The sequence below is a fragment of the Mycobacterium sp. E3251 genome (assembly GCF_001666835.1).
In the GTDB taxonomy this organism is placed as follows: Bacteria; Actinomycetota; Actinomycetes; order Mycobacteriales; family Mycobacteriaceae; genus Mycobacterium.
In genome coordinates this window covers 1-18,634 of sequence record NZ_LZJF01000011.1, presented here as the reverse complement: position 1 = coordinate 18,634, position 18,634 = coordinate 1, and the positions used below count along the sequence as shown (strand labels likewise).

Annotated in this window: 19 protein-coding genes and 1 pseudogene; 11 read left to right on the top strand and 9 right to left on the bottom strand. The window is 68.0% G+C overall.

Annotated elements, in window-relative coordinates; all coding sequences use genetic code 11:
- Window positions 1-64 precede the first annotated feature (64 nt).
- Window positions 65-586: a DUF1697 domain-containing protein gene (locus A5697_RS01125; RefSeq protein ID WP_067946039.1), complete on the top strand. Its 522-nt coding sequence runs from the start codon at window positions 65-67 to the stop codon at window positions 584-586.
- Window positions 587-597: 11 nt separating this feature from the next.
- Here A5697_RS01125 and A5697_RS01120 read toward each other — a convergent pair whose 3' ends face one another.
- Window positions 598-963, bottom strand: coding sequence for a GntR family transcriptional regulator (locus A5697_RS01120; RefSeq protein ID WP_066951550.1), 366 nt, complete (start codon window positions 961-963; stop codon window positions 598-600).
- Between the two features lie 37 nt (window positions 964-1,000).
- Here A5697_RS01120 and A5697_RS01115 point away from each other — a divergent pair, with 37 nt between their 5' ends.
- On the top strand, window positions 1,001-1,714 hold the full coding sequence (locus A5697_RS01115) for an NAD-dependent deacylase (RefSeq protein WP_067946037.1): 714 nt from the start codon (window positions 1,001-1,003) through the stop codon (window positions 1,712-1,714).
- A gap of 9 nt (window positions 1,715-1,723) precedes the next feature.
- On the opposite strand, the gene A5697_RS01110 is transcribed toward A5697_RS01115, so the two are convergent.
- Both A5697_RS01110 and A5697_RS01105 read right to left on the bottom strand, forming a co-directional pair.
- Window positions 1,724-2,353, bottom strand: a complete 630-nt coding sequence (locus A5697_RS01110; protein WP_067946035.1) for a class I SAM-dependent methyltransferase — start codon at window positions 2,351-2,353, stop codon at window positions 1,724-1,726.
- A gap of 65 nt (window positions 2,354-2,418) precedes the next feature.
- On the bottom strand, window positions 2,419-4,731 hold the full coding sequence (locus A5697_RS01105) for an MMPL family transporter (protein WP_068007217.1): 2,313 nt from the start codon (window positions 4,729-4,731) through the stop codon (window positions 2,419-2,421).
- A gap of 309 nt (window positions 4,732-5,040) precedes the next feature.
- On the opposite strand from A5697_RS01105, the gene A5697_RS28600 reads away from it, so the two are divergent.
- Window positions 5,041-5,163, top strand: a complete 123-nt coding sequence (locus tag A5697_RS28600; RefSeq protein ID WP_003878506.1) for a hypothetical protein — start codon at window positions 5,041-5,043, stop codon at window positions 5,161-5,163.
- Between the two features lie 132 nt (window positions 5,164-5,295).
- Here the strand turns inward: A5697_RS28600 and A5697_RS01100 are convergent, their stop codons facing one another.
- Complete coding sequence (locus tag A5697_RS01100; protein WP_066951567.1) at window positions 5,296-6,048, bottom strand: 3-hydroxyacyl-CoA dehydrogenase; 753 nt, start codon at window positions 6,046-6,048, stop codon at window positions 5,296-5,298.
- 41 nt (window positions 6,049-6,089) lie between these two features.
- A complete protein-coding gene (locus A5697_RS01095) occupies window positions 6,090-7,175 on the bottom strand; it encodes a CaiB/BaiF CoA-transferase family protein (RefSeq protein ID WP_068007215.1) in 1,086 nt (361 codons plus the stop codon).
- Between the two features lie 97 nt (window positions 7,176-7,272).
- Between A5697_RS01095 and A5697_RS01090 the strand changes: the two genes are divergently transcribed.
- Window positions 7,273-8,082: an enoyl-CoA hydratase gene (locus A5697_RS01090; protein WP_068007212.1), complete on the top strand. Its 810-nt coding sequence runs from the start codon at window positions 7,273-7,275 to the stop codon at window positions 8,080-8,082.
- A gap of 84 nt (window positions 8,083-8,166) precedes the next feature.
- A complete protein-coding gene (locus A5697_RS01085; protein ID WP_068007209.1) occupies window positions 8,167-9,516 on the top strand; it encodes a DUF2867 domain-containing protein in 1,350 nt (449 codons plus the stop codon).
- A 1-nt stretch (window position 9,517) separates the two neighbouring features.
- On the opposite strand, the gene A5697_RS01080 is transcribed toward A5697_RS01085, so the two are convergent.
- Window positions 9,518-10,240 (bottom strand): CPBP family intramembrane glutamic endopeptidase, encoded by a 723-nt coding sequence (locus tag A5697_RS01080; protein WP_067946025.1) that lies wholly within the window; start codon window positions 10,238-10,240, stop codon window positions 9,518-9,520.
- Window positions 10,237-11,382: an NAD(P)H-binding protein gene (locus tag A5697_RS01075; RefSeq protein WP_068007207.1), complete on the bottom strand. Its 1,146-nt coding sequence runs from the start codon at window positions 11,380-11,382 to the stop codon at window positions 10,237-10,239. Before A5697_RS01075 ends, A5697_RS01080 begins: the two co-directional genes overlap by 4 nt.
- A 166-nt stretch (window positions 11,383-11,548) precedes the next feature.
- Here A5697_RS01075 and A5697_RS01070 point away from each other — a divergent pair, with 166 nt between their 5' ends.
- Complete coding sequence (locus tag A5697_RS01070; protein WP_068007203.1) at window positions 11,549-12,049, top strand: isoprenylcysteine carboxyl methyltransferase family protein; 501 nt, start codon at window positions 11,549-11,551, stop codon at window positions 12,047-12,049.
- Entirely contained in the window at window positions 12,046-13,062 is a 1,017-nt protein-coding gene (locus A5697_RS01065) for an NAD(P)/FAD-dependent oxidoreductase (RefSeq protein ID WP_067946019.1), read from the top strand. The genes A5697_RS01070 and A5697_RS01065 overlap by 4 nt, the downstream gene beginning before the upstream one ends.
- A gap of 15 nt (window positions 13,063-13,077) precedes the next feature.
- On the opposite strand, the gene A5697_RS01060 is transcribed toward A5697_RS01065, so the two are convergent.
- Entirely contained in the window at window positions 13,078-13,881 is an 804-nt protein-coding gene (locus tag A5697_RS01060) for a crotonase/enoyl-CoA hydratase family protein (protein ID WP_082953184.1), read from the bottom strand.
- On the bottom strand, window positions 13,878-15,026 hold the full coding sequence (locus tag A5697_RS01055) for a thiolase family protein (RefSeq protein ID WP_067946017.1): 1,149 nt from the start codon (window positions 15,024-15,026) through the stop codon (window positions 13,878-13,880). The genes A5697_RS01060 and A5697_RS01055 overlap by 4 nt, the downstream gene beginning before the upstream one ends.
- Window positions 15,027-15,506: 480 nt before the next feature.
- Here A5697_RS01055 and A5697_RS01050 point away from each other — a divergent pair, with 480 nt between their 5' ends.
- From A5697_RS01050 to A5697_RS01040, 4 genes and pseudogenes are all read left to right on the top strand, one after another.
- On the top strand, window positions 15,507-15,734 hold the full coding sequence (locus tag A5697_RS01050) for a hypothetical protein (protein WP_231971938.1): 228 nt from the start codon (window positions 15,507-15,509) through the stop codon (window positions 15,732-15,734).
- 250 nt (window positions 15,735-15,984) lie between these two features.
- Window positions 15,985-16,251 (top strand): annotated as a pseudogene (locus tag A5697_RS28685) (hypothetical protein); the annotation flags it as partial.
- A gap of 893 nt (window positions 16,252-17,144) precedes the next feature.
- Entirely contained in the window at window positions 17,145-17,858 is a 714-nt protein-coding gene (locus A5697_RS01045) for an MlaE family ABC transporter permease (protein WP_369806034.1), read from the top strand.
- 1 nt (window position 17,859) lies between these two features.
- Window positions 17,860-18,634, top strand: a 775-nt coding sequence (locus tag A5697_RS01040; protein ID WP_068007198.1) for an ABC transporter permease, incomplete at its 3' end; no start/stop codon positions are given.

Genomic DNA, 18,634 nt, shown 5'->3' with positions numbered 1-18,634 from the left:
CGTCGCGCGTCCAGCAACCGGTCCCGGATCGCATCGGCGCGGGCGGCCCTGGTGAAATCGGAAGGTGACCAAATACGCGGCGTTCCTGCGTGGCGTCAACGTCGGCGGCGTCAACCTCAAGATGGCCGAGGTGGCGCGCGCTTTGACCGACGCCGGATTCACCAACGTGCGAACCATCCTGGCCAGCGGCAACGTCCTGCTGGAGTCGTCCGCCGGTGCGGCGTCCGTGCGCAAGAAGGCCGAAGCCGCGCTACGCGAGAACTTCGGCTACGACGCCTGGGTGCTGGTCTACGACCTCGAGACGGTGCGCGCCATCGTCGATGCCTACCCGTTCGAGCCCGAGGTCGACGGCTACCAGTCCTACGTCACGTTCGTCGCCGACAAGGCGGCGCTCGACGAGCTCGCCGCCCTCGGCAAGGAGACCGGATCGGACGAGCGGATCGGCCCCGGCGCGGGTGTCATCTATTGGCAGGTGCCCAAGGGCGGCACCCTGGACAGCACGATCGGCAAGACGATGGGCAAGCCGCGCTACAAGTCGTCGACGACCACGCGCAACCTGCGCACGCTGGCCAAGGTGTTGCGCTAGAACTACAACGCTCAGTCGTCAGGCACGTTGGTCAGGTAGCGCATCGCGTCGGACTTCGTCAGCCCCAGCGCCCGGGCCACCTCGACGTACTCCTTGGCGGCGGCCGCCATCGCGGCGTCGGTCGGGTCGAAGCGGGAGATGAATGTGCCGAAGCGCCCGCGGGTTTCGACGATCGCCGCGGACTCGAGTTCCCGATAGGCGCGGGCCACGGTGTTGGCCGCGACGCCCAGCTGGCCGGCCAGGTCGCGCACCGTCGGGAGCCGGGTCCCGGGCGGCAGCGCGCCGGCCCGAACGCCGTCGATGACTTGGGTCCTGAGCTGGTCGAACAGCGGCCTGCCCGCCTTCATGTCGACCTTCAGCAAATCCCGCAGCTCCACCTCTTCAGTATGTCCCAAGCACCGCTATCTTTGTGGGATGCGAGTAGCGGTGCTGAGCGGCGCGGGGATCTCCGCGGAGAGCGGGGTGCCGACCTTCCGCGACGACAAGAACGGGTTGTGGGCCCGCTTCGATCCCTACGAGCTGTCCAGCACACAAGGGTGGCGCGACAATCCCGAGCGGGTCTGGGGCTGGTACCTATGGCGTCACTATCTGGTGGCCGACGTCCAGCCCAATGCCGGGCACCGCGCGATCGCCGCGTGGCAAGACGGCGCCGAGGTCAGCGTCATCACCCAGAACGTCGACGACTTGCACGAGCGCGCCGGCAGCATGCCGGTTCATCACCTGCATGGCAGCCTGTTCGAATTCCGTTGCGACCGTTGCGGTATGCCCTACACGGGCGCGCTGCCCGCGATGCCCGAACCGATGCTGGAAGTGGAGCCGCCCGTCTGTCACTGCGGCGGCCTGATCCGGCCCGACATCGTGTGGTTCGGTGAGCCGTTGCCCGATGCGCCGTGGCAGTCCGCCGTCGAGGCGACCGAGGCCGCCGACGTGATGGTGGTCGTCGGAACCTCGGCGATCGTCTATCCGGCGGCCGGGCTGGCCGAGCTGGCGCTGTCCCGCGGTACCGCCGTCATCGAGGTCAATCCCGAGGTCACGCCGCTGTCGCGGCACGCCACGATCAGCATCCGCGAAACGGCCGGCCAGGCCTTGCCGGGGCTGTTGCAGCGGCTGCCCGCGCTGTTGAAGTAGCCGCGGGATCTACGGCCTGCGGGCGCGGCCCAGCAGGATTTCCGAAACCGGCATCGGCGCCCACGCCGGCAACGTGAACTCGCGCCGGGAAAAGTCGACTTCGAATCCGGCGTCGATGATCGAGCGCTCGGTGTCGCGGTGGGTGTGGCAGTTGCCGAACAACCGGGGCCACAGCGTCGCGTCGGCGATCCGCTGGAAACGGCCCCGCGCTCCTGCGCTCGCCACGTGCTCGAGGTAGCGCAGCTCTCCACCCGGGCGCAGCAGCGAATAGAGGCGTCGCAGCACGCCGCCGGGATCCTGCACGGAGCACAACACCAGCGAGCACACCACGGCGTCGAACGGCTCGCCGCCGCTGAACCCTTCGGCCGTCTCGCCCGTCACGACGACGCGGGCGGGTACCACGTCCGCCGCGGCACGCGCCTGGGCGGCCAGCCGCGGCTCGGGCTCGACCGCGACCACCTCGTGGACCGACTCCGGGTAGTGCGGAAAGTTCGTCCCAATGCCCGCGCCGACCTCCAGCACCCGCCCCGACAGCCCCGAAAGGTTCTCCCGGCGAAGGGCCCGGATCACCTCGGTTTCATGGGTGGCGACGACGGGCCAGATGCGCGCGAAGAACGGGTTGTCGACCGCCGTTGTCATACACGTCAACCTTCCGACTCGGATGAGCCTCACAATAGGGTCTTGCCGACGAACCGATCCGGGCGTCAGCCGATGTTGGGCACGGGTTTCCCCAGCGGGCCGCCGTCGAGGACCGGCTCGAGGTATCCGTGGGCTACTCCCTCGCTGATGCCGAACCGATCGTGCAGCCAGGCCAGCGGCCTGGGCGCCCACCAATTCCACCGGCCCATCACATGCATGAACGCCGGCACCACGACCATCCGCACCAGGGTGGCGTCGGCGAACACGGCAAGCGTCAGCCCCAGGCCGAACATCCGCATGAACGAAACGTGGGCGGCGATCAGCGCCGCGAACGACATCGACATCACCAAGGCCGCCGCCGTGATCACCCGGCCGGTCCGGGCGACGCCGAGCGCGACGCTCTCGTCGTTGGCGGCGTGCGCCTCCTTCGGGGTCGGCCGTCCGGGTCGAGCGGCCCCCGACGCGAGCCAGTACTCGCGGATCCGCGAGAGCAGAAACACCTCATAGTCCATCGACAACCCGAAGGCGATGCAGAACAGCAGCACCGGCATGTTGGCGACCAGCGTCCCGCTCGGCGTGGTTCCGAGCGCGCCGAGATGCCCGTCCTGGAAGATCCACACCAGTGCACCGAAGGCCGCGGTCAGCGAGAGGATGTTGCAGGCCAGCGCCTTCGCCGGCAGTACCACGCTGCCGGTGAGCAAGAACAGCAGCGCGAACGTGATGGCGGCCATCAGCCCGAGCACCAGCGGAAGCCGGTCGGTGACCGCGTCCACGCTGTCGCGGTTGACCTGGGCGACACCACCCATCGCGACGGCCCGGCCGGCCGGCCCGGGCACCTCGTGCAACCGCTTGAGCTGGGCGTCGTTGGCCGGCGAGAACAGCGGCGCCGTGCTGCTGACCGTCAGGAAGGCGCTGCCGTCGGCCAGCCCGGTGGCCCCGGCGGGTGGTCCCGTTCGGTTCCCCCCGACGAACGTCCCGCCCGGAGCCGACACGTCCGACACGTCGGGAACTCGCGACAAGTCCGAGGCGTATCGGTCCAGGTCCGCCGGACTCAGGCCACGCGCATCGGGAATGACGACCGGCACGGACGTGTCGGAGTCGTCCGCGAAATCGTTGCGGAGTCGGTCACCGACCTGGTGGGAAGAGGTCGAACGCGGCAGCACCCGGTCGTCCGGGAAGCCCCATTTCACGCCGAGGAATGGCAGGCCGAGCAGGAGCAGCAATGCGACGACGGTCAGGCCGATCGGTGCCCAGCGGCGCATCACCAGCTTGCTCGACCGGTACCAGAACAGCTGCTCGACGGGTTTGTGCACCGGCTCGGGGCGCCGAAAGACGCGGCGCAGCAGCCGGCGCACGTCCAGCGCGTCCAGCCGGTGGCCCAGTAGAACGATGGCGGCCGGCGTTATCACGATCGAGGCGGTCGCGACGAAGGCCACGGTGGCCACACCGGCGTAGGCGAACGACTTGAGGAAGTACATCGGGAACGCCACGGTCGCCGACATGGACAACGCCACGGTGACCGCGGAGAACAGCACCGTGCGCCCGGAGGTCGCCATGGTCCGGATCAGCGCCTCTTCCCGGTCGCTGCCCTCGGCCAGCTCGTCGCGGTAGCGACTGACGATCAGCAGTGTGTAATCGATCGCCAGCGCCAGGCCCAACGCGGTGCTCAGGTTGAGCGCGAAGATCGACACCTCGGTGCTGAACGTGATCAGCCGCAACACCGTCATCGAACCGACGACGGCCAGGGCGCCCAGCGCCATCGGCAAAGCGGCCGCCAGCAGCCCGCCGAACACCCAGATGAGGACCAGGAAGCTCAGCGGGAGCGCGATCATCTCCATCACCAGCAGATCGGCCTGGTTTTGGGTATTGATCTGGGCGTACTGCATCGCCGCGCCGCCGGCGCTGACGGTCACGCCGTCACGGTCGTGGATGAATTGGTCCGCGATGGTCTGGGCGTTGGTCTGCGCGTAGTTCTCGCCGCCCTTGAGGTTGACGACCAGCAGGCCCGACTTGCCGTCGCGGCTGATCAGGTCGGCGGCCGCCGCCGGGGGGACCGTCCACGGCGACGACACGTTGTAGACCAACGGTGACTTCTGCAGCCCGTTGACCAGGTCGGTCCCCACCGTGCGGGCCTGTTCGCTGTTGGTGCCCCCGGGCGCTGTCACCAGGATCAGCATTTGCTGACCGCTCTGCCCGAACTTGTCGGTCAGCACCTGGATCGCGTGGGCGGACTCCGAGCGCGGATCCTGGAAGCCCCCGGGCGACAGGCTCTTGGCGACGGGGATGCCGAAGATCGCGGCGGCGATGAAGACCAGGACACCTATTGCGATGATGCGGCGCGGCGCCGCGATGGCCAATCGGGCGATCCCCTGCAGCATGTCGAGCCCTTCCGCCGCCGGTGCTGATCGCCCTGGCCGCTGGCGTACCCGCGCAACTTAACAAACGCTAATTTTCACGCGTCAAACAGATTCCTCTTTAAGCACGGGCGGCGGCGGCCGCACGGTTCAATGCGGCGTTTTAAACCGCGGCGACAGTAAGAGTCCGGCCAGAAAAATGTGTGGCAACTAAGCAGGTCACGGGGCTAAACGCCGCGGTCGGCCGCGTACAACCTACCGAGCGGTAAATTGCCACGGTTTTCCGAATCGTGACTCAAAGATTCCTTAATGGTGGCCCATACGCTCAGTGTCATGTGGATCGACGACACAAGTGCCGACGTCATCAAGGTTGACTTCGAAGCCCTCTACCACGGCGACGTCCTGGTGGAAGGCGAGACCTCGGAGCAGTTCGACGAACTGCAAGCGGCGAGCTGAGGTCCGACTATGAGCATGCTCGCCCGCCTGTTAATGGCCGAACCCGCCGTCAGTCGATGGTTCCGCCGATAAGTTCTTGCTCCGTTACGAAAGCCCCCCGCTCAACGCGGGGGGCTTTCGTGTTTGGCGGCCTCAGCGAGGAGCCATGCGGATGGCGCCGTCCAGGCGGATGACTTCGCCGTTGAGCATCGGGTTTTCGATGATGTGCACCGCGAGCGCGCCGTACTCGTCGGGATCCCCCAGCCGGGCCGGGTGGGGAACCTGCTTGCCCAGCGACTTCTGCGCCTCCTCGGGCAGCGAGCCCAGCAGCGGGGTCTTGAACAATCCCGGCGCGATGGTCACCACGCGGATGAGCTCGCGCGACAGGTCGCGCGCGATCGGCAGCGTCATGCCGACCACGCCGCCCTTGGACGCCGAGTAAGCGGCCTGGCCGATCTGGCCCTCGAACGCGGCGACCGACGCGGTGTTGATGATGACGCCGCGCTCCTCACCGACCGGTTCGGTCTTGGCGATGCGCTCGGCGGCCAGCCGCAGCACGTTGAACGTCCCGATCAGGTTGACCCCGACCACCTTCTTGAAGGCGTCCAGTGGAAACGGGCCGTCCTTGGACAGTGTCTTGATGGCGTTGCCGATGCCGGCGCAATTGACGTTGATGCGCACCGGGCCCAGCGATTCGGCGGTGTCCAGCGCCTTGCTGACGGCCGCCTCGTCCGTGACGTCGGCCTGCACGAAGCGGGCGCGCTCGCCGAGCTCTTGGACGGCCTCTTCGCCCCGTAGGTCGATCACCACCACCTGCGCCCCGGCGTCCAGGAGCCGCTTGGTGGTGGCCAAGCCGAGGCCCGAGGCGCCCCCGGTGACGACGGCTACGGCGTCCTTGATTTCCATGCGAGTCCTTCCTTGAGTCCAGCCAACCAGTTGGTTGGCGACTATACCCAGTCGTTCAGCACAGCTTCGACGTCGGCCAGGGGGGCGGCCGGAGGCCGAGGCACGTCGGGCGTGGTGCGGGAGAACCGCGGGGCAGGCAACGGCTGCAGGCCGCCGTCCACCTCGTAGAAGGTGTTCCGCTCGGTGATGTGCGGCTCGCTGTCCACCTCGCCGAACGCCAGCACCGGGGTCACGCACGCGTCGGAATCGGCGAACACCTTCGCCCAGTGGTCACGGTCGTGGGCGGCGAAGGCCGCCGTCAGCGCCGCGCGCAGCTCGGGCCAGCGGCTCACGTCGTTCTGCGGCGGCAAGTTGGCGGCGTCCAGGCCCAGCCCGGACAGCATGGCCGCGTAGAACTGCGGCTCGATGGCGCCCACTGCGACGTAACGCCCGTCGGCGCACTCGTAGGTGTCGTAGTAGGGCGCGCCGCCGTCGAGCATGTTGGTCCCGCGCGCGTCCGACCACATGCCCAATCCCCGCATCGCCCACATCATCTGGATCAGCACGCTGGAGCCGTCGACCATCGCGGCATCGATCACCTGACCCTTGCCGGAGTTCTGCCGCTCCCACAGGGCGGACAGGATGCCGACCAACAAGAACATCGAGCCGCCGCCGAAGTCGCCGACCAGGTTCAGTGGCGGCACCGGCCGCTCGTTCGCCCGGCCGATGGCGTGCAGGATCCCGTTGAGGGAGATGTAGTTGATGTCGTGGCCCGCTTGCTGACTGCGCGGGCCGGATTGTCCCCAGCCGGTCATCCTGGCGTAGATCAGCCGCTCGTTCACCTCGGCGCACTGTTCGGGCCCGAGGCCGAGCCGCTCGGTGACGCCGGGGCGGAAGCCCTCGATCAACACGTCGGCTTTTGCGACGAGCTTGAGCACGACGGCACGTCCCTCGTCGGACTTGAGGTCGACGGTCACCACCCGCCGGTTGCGCAGCATGGCGTCCTTGGCGACACCACCCGGGCCAGTCGATGGCCGATCGATGCGCACCACGTCGGCGCCCAGATCCCCCAAGATCATCGCCGCGTGCGGACCCGGCCCGATGCCGGCCAACTCGACGACCCGAAGTCCCTTCAGCGGTCCAGCCACGATCTACCGACCTTTCGTCTGCTCTGACGCCCGTTGTAGTTGGCATCTTCGCAGCCGCCCCGGACCGGCGCGCAGCCCGGTCACTTAGGGTGAGCCCATGGCGCAATCCGCGATCGACACCCTGACCCCCGTCGCAGGCCTTTCCGTCACGTCGTCCGACGGCGTGCTGTCGGTGACCATCGACCGGGCCGACAGCCTCAATTCGCTGACCCTGCCGGTGATTACCGGCATCGCCGACGCGATGGAGCGCGCGGCCACCGATCCGGAGGTGAAGGTGGTGCGCCTCGGCGGTGCGGGCCGGGGCTTCTGTTCCGGCGCGGGCATCGGCGCCGACGACGTGTCCAGCACGGGGGTCCCGCCGGACGAGATCGTCGTGGAGATCAACCGCCTGATCCGGGCGATCGCCGCGGTGCCGCACCCGGTGGTCGCGGTGGTCCAGGGACCGGCGGCCGGCGTCGGCGTTTCCCTGGCGCTGGCTTGCGACGTCGTATTGGCTTCGGAGAACGCCTTTTTCATGCTCGCGTTCACCAAGATCGGCCTGATGCCCGACGGCGGTGCGTCCGCACTGATCGCCGCCGCGGTCGGCCGCATCCGGGCGATGCACATGGCGCTCCTGCCCGAACGGCTGCCCGCCGCCGAGGCGCTGTCCTGGGGACTGGTCAGCGCGGTCTTCCCGGCCGACGAATTCGAGGCCGAGGTGGACAAGGTGATCGCCAGGCTGCTGGCGGGACCGGTCGCGGCGTTCGGCAAGACCAAGCTCGCCATCAACGCGGCCACCCTCCCCCAGTTGGATCCGGCTTTGCAGCGCGAGTACGAGGGGCAGGCCGTGCTGCTGCGATCGCACGACTTCGTCGAGGGCGCAACCGCTTTCCAGCAGCGCCGCACGCCGGACTTCACCGACCGCTGAATTCGTTCGGCCGAGGGCTTTTAGTCCCGCATCGTTCCGGCAATCCTGTCGCGTCAGCCTCCCCTCTCGAGGAACGGAGAACCGATGGTTGAACCGATGCGCTGCCTGGTGACCGGAGCGACCGGCTACATCGGCGGCCGGTTGGTGCCGCGACTGCTCGACGAGGGCCATCAGTTGCGCGCCTTGGCGCGCAACCCGGTGAAGCTGGCGGACGTTCCGTGGCGACAACAGGCGGAGGTCGCACGCGGCGACCTGGGCGACGTCGATTCGCTGGTCGCCGCGTTCGACGGGATCGACGTCGTCTACTACCTGGTCCACTCGATGGGCACGTCGGAGAATTTCGCCGACGAGGAGACGCGCGCGGTCCGCAACGTCGTGACCGCGGCGCGCCGCACCGGGGTTCGCCGGGTGGTGTATCTCAGCGGGCTGCATCCCGAAGGCCGCAAGCTGTCACCGCACCTGGAATCCCGCAAGGCCGTGGGCGAGGCCCTCATCGAGTCAGGCGTCGAGGCCGTCGTGCTGCAGGCCGGGGTCGTCGTCGGTTCCGGCTCGGCATCCTTCGAGATGATCCGCCACCTAACCGACCGGTTGCCGGTGATGACCACTCCGAAGTGGGTGCACAACAAGATCCAGCCGATCGCGGTGAGCGACGTGCTGTACTACCTGGTCGCGGCGGCGACGGCGCCGGTGCCGTCATCGCGGACGTGGGACATCGGTGGGCCCGACGTCCTGGAGTACGGCGACATGATGCGCGTTTACGCCGACGTGGCCGGGCTGGGCAAGCGATACCTGATCGTGCTGCCGTTCCTGACACCGACGATCGCCAGCCTCTGGGTGGGCACGGTGACGCCGATTCCCCCGGGCTTGGCGCGGCCGCTGATCGAATCGCTGGAATGCGACGCGGTCATGCGCAACCACGACATCGACAGCATCATCACTCCGCCGTCCGGCGGCCTGACCGCCTACCGCCGGGCCGTCGAACTCGCGCTCAATCGGGCTCAGCGCGGGCTGCCCGACGCCACCTGGTCGTCGTTGCGGACCGAGCCGGCCAACCTGCTGCCCAGCGACCCCGAGTGGGCCGGCGAGATCGTCTACACCGAGGTTCAGATTGCCGCGATCGAGGCCGGGCCCGAGGACGTGTGGAGGGCTCTGGAAAACGCCGTGGGCAGAGCCGCGCGCGGCGGCCGCTGGACGGTGCAAGAGGCCGAACCCGGCTCCGGGATGCGGCTGCGAGCGCGAAGGCACAAGCTCGGGCAGCAATGGCTGGAAATCACCGTCGCGCCCCGCAAGGAAGGCGGCAGCCAGCTCACGCAGCGGTCGATCTTCCTCCCCAGCGGCATCCCCGGACGGGCGTACTGGTTACTCGCGCGGCCGCGGCAGGCCGCCGCGATGCGCGCCCTGGCGCGCGACGTCGCGAGTTCGACGACCGGTTAGCTCATACCCCGAACATCGGCGGCAGCACGAGCACCATGATCAGCCCCCACACCAAGTGGGTGAGCACCGGCGCCAAAACACCGCCGGTCGCCCGGCGCTCGAATGCACACACCGTCCCCAGGATGATGGCGGCGAAGCCGAGCATGGGGTTGCCACTGGCCAGCGTCGCGATCGTGTAGAGGATGGTCGAAATCAGGACGGGGTGATACCGGCCCAGGGCCGTGTAGAGCGCGCCGCGAAAGAACACTTCCTCGGCGACGCCGTTGACGAGCGTGATCGCCACGATCACCGGATACCACCCGTGGTGGGCGTATTCCAGCACCCTGGTGATCAGCTCCGCCACGGGCGTGATCTCCCGGGCTATCAGCCCGCCGATCACGAAGACCCCGCCGAGCAGCAGACCGATCGCCGTCCCGGTGATGACCGGCCTCTGGTTGCGGCCGCGCCAACAGATGCCGCCCAGATGCAACGGGCCCGACGCGAACCCGCCGGCGACCCACACCCCCGCCAGCGCCAAAGTCAGCCAGTAGAAGCTCGAATCCCCCGGGTGGCGCCGCAACGAAAACCCGAGCACCACGGCACCGATGACCACCGTGACGGCCACGATGATCCGGCGACGCCGCACGACGGCAGGCGACTCATGGTGCGGCACAGCGACTTTGGTGAGCGCCCGGCGCCACTCGGACAGCGTGCCGGTGTTGGACGGGGCGGTTGACTGGCTCATGCGAGACGCACCTTCGGGGTCCGCGAGGTCAGGATGTCGATGCCGGTTCGCAGCGCGCCCGCAACGGGCCCGGGGACGCTGTTGACCAGGCGGAGGGCCGGCCGCGCGACGGGCGGGGTGAGTCGGCCTGCGACGTGGCGGATGCGCCGCGCGTCGCCGCCGGCCCACACGGGATCGGTGTCGGCCAGATGATGGGGATCGGCCAGAGCGTTCACCGGCCGCGGGCGATTCGACTGATCGGCCAAGGCTAAGGCAATGGCGTCTTCGACGCCGAGCAACCCACCGGGCGGGTCGGCCACCCGGTCGCGTAGGTCGCTGTGGGACGCCACCATCGGATGGTCCAGCGATTCGACCAGGTCGCCGGCCAGCCCCGGCGGCACCGGGAGCGCGACGCCGGTGATCAGCGATGCCAGCCCGGTGTCGACCCGGCCGACGGGCAGCCCGGCGTGCCACCTGCCGGAGATTCGCGCATACGTCTTGAGCAGCTCCCGGTAGGACGTCGTGTCCGGGCCGGAGATGTCGTACGCGCCGGCCGGCAACCGCTCGGCGGCGGCCGCGGCGACGAGGTAATACAGGACATCACGGATGGAGATCGGGTCGATCGGGTTGTCCATCCAACTCGGGATGGGCATGAGCGGAAAGCGGTCTCCGACGTAACGCATCATTTCGAACGAGGTCGAGCCGGCGCCGACGATCATCGCCGCGCCCAGCCACACCAGCTCCGGGCCGTCCGGGACCGCCAGGGCTTCGGCCACCTCGGCCCGGCTGGTCAGGTGCTCGGACAAGATCTCGTCGGCGGGCACGAATCCGCCCAGGTAGACGATGCGTGGCACCCCGGCATCCCTGGCCGCCGCGGCCACATTGGCGGCGGAGGCCTTGTCGGCGTCGCGGAAGCCGGGCTGGCCGATGGCGTGCACCAGGTAATAGACCACGTCAATGGGGCCGGAGCTCGCGAAAGCCGCCCGGGTCGACGCGGGATCCGCGGCGTCGAGGGCCACCGGCGTGACGTCGTCGACCCAGCCGAACCGTCTTAGGCGCTCGGGGTTCCGGGTGGCGGCCACGACGTGGTGCCGGTCCGCCAGCAGCGCCGTGACCAGCCGCGATCCGACATAGCCGGTGGCACCGGTGACGAGGATCCGCATACTGTCCAACCTAGCGGGCGGAGCTCGGCCGGTGGCGCGTACGTGACACCACCGGGATTCCCGGCCCGGATTTTCGCCGGGTGGTTACGCTCGCGGCGGGTGAACCGGCGCGGCGGCGGCACCGTGGACCCGGTACAAGCAGTCCTCGTCAACGGATAGTGGAGACATGTATTACCTGCTGGTCCTCGCGGTCGGGATCGAACGCGTCGTGGAGCTGGTCGTGTCCAAGCGCAACGCGCAGTGGTCGTTTGCCCAGGGCGCCAAGGAATTTGGCCGATCGCACTATCCGGTGATGGTGCTCATCCACACCGGGTTGCTGGTCGGCTGCGTTCTCGAACCGTGGGCACTGCACCGGCCGTTCATCACCTGGCTGGGCTGGCCGATGCTGACGGTGGTGGCGCTCAGCCAGGGCCTGCGCTGGTGGTGCATCGCCACGCTGGGGCGGCGATGGAACACCAGGGTGATCGTGCTGCCGCAGGCCCCGCTGGTGCGTCAGGGTCCCTACCGGTGGCTGCACCATCCGAACTATGTTGCAGTGGTGGCTGAGGGGTTGGCGCTGCCGTTGGTGCACACGGCGTGGCTGACCGCGGGCATCTTCACCCTGGCGAACGCGGCGCTGCTGAGGGTGCGGCTGCAGGTCGAGAACTCGGCGCTGGGTTATACATGACCGACTACGACACCGACCTGTTGATCGTCGGCGGCGGCCCGGGCGGCCTGGCCACGGCGTTACACGCACGCCGCCAAGGACTTTCGGTGATCGTCGCCGACCCGCGCGAGGGCCCCATCGACAAGGCGTGCGGTGAGGGCCTCATGCCGGGCGGGCTTGCCGAGCTGACGGCGCTCGGGGTCGACCCGGTCGGCATGCCCTTTCACGGCATCGCTTACGTCAGCGAACACCGCCGGGCGCAGGCCCGGTTTCGCAACGGGCCGGGCCGGGGGGTGCGGCGCACGACGTTGCACGCGGCAATGGCCGCGCGGGCGAAAGAGCAAGACACCGAATGGCTTCGGACGCGGGTGACCACCGTGCAGCAGGACGCGCACGGGGTGACGGCCGCCGGCGTGCGTGCGAAATGGTTAGTGGCGGCCGACGGACTGCATTCTCAGGTCAGGCGATCCGTCGGAATCACGGCGACGGCGGGGACGCCGCGGCGCTACGGCGTCCGTTGGCATTACCGGGTGCCGGCATGGTCCGAATTCGTCGAGGTGCACTGGTCGCGCTGGGGCGAGGCATACGTCACCCCGGTCGAACCGGACCTCGTTGGCGTGGCGATCTTGTCGCCGGGTCGACCCGACCTCGCCTGGTTCCCAAGGCTGGCCGGGCAATTAGAGGGTGCCGGCCGCGGCGAGGCGCGCGGGTGCGGGCCGTTGCGGCAGGTGGTCTCCCGCCGGGTCGCGGGGCGGGTGCTGCTCGTGGGCGACGCGGCGGGGTACGAAGACGCACTGACCGGCGAAGGCATCAGCCTGGCAGTCAAGCAAGCGGCCGCGGCGGTCGCCGCGATCGCCGACGAGAGTCCGTCGTCGTATGAGCTTGCGTGGCAACGGATTACCCGCAACTACCGGTTACTCACCCGTGGCCTGGTGTTGGCCAGCACCCCACCGCTCGCGCGCCGTGCCATCGTGCCGGCATGCACGCTGCTGCCCGCCGCGTTCCAGCGCGGGGTGAACGTCCTGGCGACCTAGCGCAGCGTCACCGGGCTAGCGCGCCTTCCAGACCGGCTCCCGCTTCTCGGCGAAAGCGAGCGGCCCCTCCTTGGCGTCTTCGGAGCGCAGCAGAGTGCCCATCTCTTTCATGGTGCGCTGCCATCCCGCTTCCTCGTCGGTGACGACCCCGTCGTCGACGCCGTAGGCGATGCGCTTGCTGGCCTGCACGGACAGTGGTGCGTTGACGGTCACCCGGGCGGCCAGGGCCAGTGCGGCTTCCAGCACCGTGCCCTCCTCAACCACCTGGTTGATCAGGCCCCATTCGAAGGCGTCGGAGGCGGTGATCGGCTCACCGGTCAGCAGCAGCTCCATCCCCACCTTGCGCGGCAGCTGCTGCACGATCCGGAACACGCCACCCGCGGCCGCAATCAGCCCGCGTTTGACCTCGGGCAGGCCGAACTTGGCCCGCTCGTCCGCCACCACCAGGTCACTGGCCAGGGCCAGCTCGGTACCCCCACCCAGGGCGGTGCCGTTGACCGCCGCGATGGTGGGCTTGTCGATGAAGTGGTGCACGTAACCCGCGAAGCCCCACTCGCCGTGCTCGGGGTGATACAGGTTCTCCCGGCGCGAGATCGCCTTGAGGTCGGCGCCGGCGCAAAACGACTTGTCGCCGGCGCCGGTGATCACCACGGCCCGTACGTCAGGGTCGTGTTGCGCCGCGTCGAGCGCGTCCCCGACGCCGATGCTGACGGCGCCGTTGACCGCGTTGCGTGCCTCGGGCCGGTTGATGGTGATCACCATGACGTTGCCGCGTCGTTCGACCAGCACCGCCGGCTGATCGGTGGCGGCGTCCGTCACAACAGCTCCACGATGGTGGCGTTGGCCTGGCCACCACCTTCGCACATCGTCTGCAGGCCGTAGCGAATTCCCTTGTCCCGCATGTGGTACAGCAGCGTGGTCATCAGCCGCGCCCCGGAGCCGCCGAGTGGGTGGCCGAGCGCGATCGCGCCGCCATTCGGGTTGAGCTTCTTCTCGTCGGCGCCAATGTCTTTCAGCCACGCCAGCGGAACGGGTGCGAACGCCTCGTTGACCTCGTAAGCCCCGATGTCGCCGATGGAGAGTCCCGACTTCTTGAGCACCTTCTGGGTGGCCGGGATGGGCGCGGTCAGCATGATCACCGGGTCGGCCCCAGCCAGCGTCGCGGTGTGCACCTTGGCGATCGGCTTGAGGCCGAGCTCCTTGGCCTTCTCGGCGGACATGAACAGCAGGGCGGCCGCGCCGTCGGAGATCTGCGACGAGTTGCCGGCGTGGATGACGCCGTCTTCCTTGAACGCCGGCTTCAGCGACGCCATCTTCTCCATCGGGGTGCCCCGGCGGATGCCTTCGTCCTTGAGGACCACGTTGCCGTCCTGGTCCTTGATTCCCACGATCTGGTCGTCGTAGGCACCGGAATCCTGTGCGGCCGCGGCCTTTTCGTGCGAGCCCAGAGAGAACTCGTCGAGCGCGGTGCGGTCCAGGCCCCATTGCTCGGCGATCATCTCCGCGCCGAGGCCCTGGTTGGGAATCTGCCCTTCGTAGCGGTCCAGGAATGCCTTGGGGTAGGGCCGCCCACCGTTGGCCAGCGACGAGCCCATCGGCGTGCGCGACATCGACTCCACGCCCCCGGCCACCACGACGTCGTAGTGCCCGGCCACCACGCCGGCCGCCGCGAAGTGGATGGACTGCTGGCTCGAGCCGCACTGGCGGTCGACGGTCACGCCCGGGACGGTCTCCGGCCACCCGGCGGCCAGCAGGGCAGTGCGGCCGATGTCGAGGGCCTGCTCGCCCGCCTGCATGACGCAGCCCCAGATGACGTCGTCGACGATCCCGGGGTCGACGCCCGCCCGCTCCACCAATCCGTTGAGCACCTGCGCTGACAGGTCCGCGGGGTGCACCCCGGACAACCCGCCGTTGCGCTTCCCGATCGGTGAGCGCACTGCCTCGACGATGACGGCTTCAGCCATGCTCGTGTCTCCTTTGACGTGACGTGTGGACTTCAGACGAAGTGGGTCTTGGATCGATTGTCAACCAAGGGGTTGGGAGGTTGAAGGGCGGGGTGGCTCCGGCGGGGCCAAGCACGATTGGCTTTCACTCGCCTCCACGCCAATGCGCTCGTGAGGCCACCTGCTACCACCACGGTCGTGATCGATCGGGCAGCAGTTGCGAACGGTTTGCGCGTGGATGCGAATCGTTGGCGAATCCTGCAGGCCTTCGAATTTCGCCCTCTTTGTCGGGCGACTCACGAGCCATTGAGGATGGGTCGTAATGCCCTGGTCGGGGGCGGCATTCGGAGAGACACTGGCCTTGGTCCGGAGCATTCGAGCGTTCGGATCGGAGGAGAGAACCTCGCCAAGGGAGTACAGATGTTAGACAGCCTAACGCTTCACACCAACGGAGCCCCTCAGCAGCGCGTGCGGGATGCCGAGCTATTAAAAGAGTCAGGCGTGCACAAGCTGGTGATCGCCGACCGCGACGGCAACTGCTTGGCGTTCGTATTGGCTTGGGACAGCTTCGACTATGACGCGGAGACGGACACCTATGTCTGCGTTGCCGACAGCGATGGCAGAGACCTCATGACCATGTACGCAGCCGGTGAGATCAAGTCAGCACCCGGCTCGAATATGTTTGTCGTAACCGCACCGGATGAGAGCACTGGGCGCAGGCCATTTTGACGTACGGCACGGTGCCGTTCTTCGCGAGCAGGCGCTACGGCGGCTGATGCCGTCGCCGCCAGAGCCGGCAACGCCGTCAATACCCCGCGCCGGACCAGCCGACCGGTCGCGGCGCAACCGGGGAGGATGCGCGGGACGAGTGACAATTGACCGCTCGTACGGTTAGTTATGCCGAGGGCTGACGCCACACCGCGTGCCCGGTAATCGTAAGATCCTTGAAGCGTTCGTGCGCTAGGTCGCTGAACGTGCCTATGACAGAACAAATCTCGGCGATATCGCCGAGGAGCTTGGGGTGTCCGGGGACACCATCGTTGATCACTTCTGGACCAAAGATCATGTGGTGGGAACTCGGGGAATTTCCTCCGGCTCGCCGGCTCGAGGTCCTGCGGCCGCCATGGGACCACCGGTCGGCGGCGTACAAGCGCATAGCCGCAACCATTTACACGTCCGAAGCCCCACGGATGCTCGCCGGCAACGCGAAGGTGGCACGCCAGCGCAAGGTAGAGCGGTTGAGTGACAACCGGCGACGCGGCAGTACCCATGTGGCGGCTCGCTCGGCGGGCTGCTGCTCGACCATCTGGCCCTGAGCAAGTGGGCGACCCTTCCGCGGACGTCGTCTCGGTCGTGCCGAATCCCTCACCGCCGCAACGGGATGACAGGCCGCGCAGTCGGCAGCGAAATGCACTGCACGAGCGAGTAATTGACCCGTAATCGAGTCCCCCTAGTCGCGCATCTACGTACAGTCGATTTGTTCGCCGACCAAAACGGGATGGACGTGCCTTCGTGACGCGCCGAGGGTAGCGCAAGGGCCAAGTCGCCAAATGGGTCGCGATAGTGGAGCAGCCCAAAGACTCCGGCGCGGCCATCCGCCGTTCATTCCGCGCCCGCGTCGTTATTGACTGTCCGTACAGTCGAATGCCATAGTGGCTGCGTGGCACAACCGACGGGGAGTCGGAGCGGGGCGGAGGACGCCGGTCAAGGGGCGCAAGTGACCGGCCCGTGGCTGGAGCCCGGTGACGAGCTATGCGGCGGGTCGCACCTCGCACCGTCGTGCCCGGAGTCGAGGCGATGCCGTCGGATATCGGCGTCTTTCGGCGGAGTCCCGAAATGCGCTCTAACGAATCGCTTTTCGCAGCACTGGCGGTATGGCGGCAAGCCTGCGGATCGTGATCGCGACCGCCAACGCCATGTAGGGCTCACGAGACTGCATGACCCGCTTGAGCAGACGATGCGATTCGGTAGTCCGGTCGGTTACCACACGCCGACCCAGATCCGTTCCCTCGGGCGATCAACAGCGCAAGCTCATGCGCCACGTCAGGCATCGCCCCGATGACTACCTTGACTGTGGCCGTCGGCAAATTTGGAAACCACCTCCGGGCGGGGGCGGAAGTGGCCGGCGGGTTCTTCCGAATGTGCGCGCTCACCGGCAAAGCCCTCGCACGGCCTTTCCAATGGCGTGAGTTCATCGTGGCCGGCTGGTTCCTCATGCGGGTATCGCTGCTGCCCGCTATCGCGCTGTCCATCCCGGAAACCGTGCTGCTCATCTTCACTTTCAATGTCCTACTGGGCGAGTTCGGCGCCGCGGACACCTCTGGTGCTGGTGCCGGGATCGCCGCGGTCACCCAGCTCGGCCCGATCGTGACGGTGATGGTCGTCGCCGGTGCGGGCGGCACCGCGATCTGCGCCGACCTCGGCGCGCGCACGATCCGCGAGGAGATCGATGCCCTCGAGGTGCTCGGCATCGACCCGATCCACCGGCTGGTGGTCCCCCGCGTCGTCGCCTCGACAATCGTCGCGGTGCTGCTCAACGGCCTCGTGGTCGCCGTCGGGCTAGCGGGCGCCTATGTGTTCAGCGTGTACGTGCAGAACGTCTCGAGCGGTGGCTACGTGTCCACGCTGACAGCGCTTACCGGCCTGCCCGAGGTGGTGATCGCGATTATCAAGGCCGCGACGTTCGGGCTGATCGCCGGCCTGGTCGGCTGTTATCGCGGGCTGATCGTGCGCGGCGGATCCAAGGGCCTGGGCACTGCCGTCAACGAGACGGTGGTGCTGTGCTTCATCGCGCTTTTCGCCGTCAACGCGGCACTGACCACGATCGGTGTCCGGTTCGGGACAGGCCGCTGACATGGCAACGGCTACCGCGACCCCCTCGCTGCGCATCCGCTTCCCGCGGGCAGCCACTGCCGTCCGTGAATACGGTGACGCCCCGGCCCGGCTAATGGTCGAAGTCGGGCAGATGGTCTGGTTCGCGCTGGCCGCGGTCGGGCAGATCCCCTTCGCCCTACGCCACTACCGCAGAGAGCTGCTGCGCATGATTGCCCAGATGGGGATGGGCACCGGCGCGATGGCCGTGGTCGGTGGCACCGCCACCATCATCGGCCTCATCACCCTGTCCGCGGGCTCACTGGTCGCCATCCAAGGCTTTGCGACGCTGGGCAACGTCGGTGCCGACGCCTTCACCGGCTTTTTGGCCGCACTGGTCAATGTGCGATTTGTCGCGCCGGTCGCCGCCGGTCAAGCACTTGCCGCCACGGTCGGCGCCGGCGCCACCGCCGAACTGGGCGCCATGCGCATCAGCGAGGAGATCGACGCGCTCGAAGTGATGAGCATCCGATCGGTCGCCTATCTGGCCTCCACCCGCGTAGTGGCGGGTCTCGTCGTCATCATCCCGCTCTACGGGCTGGCGATCACCTTGTCCTTCCTCTCGGCACAGGTCACCACCGTGCTTTTCTACGGGCAGTCCACCGGCACCTACAACCACTACTTCCATACATTCCTGCGCCTCAACGACGTGGGCTGGTCATTCGCACAGGTGATCCCGGCTGCGGTGGTCGTGATGACCACCCACTGCTACTACGGCTACACCGCCACCGGCGGACCGGTCGGTGTCGGTGAAGCGG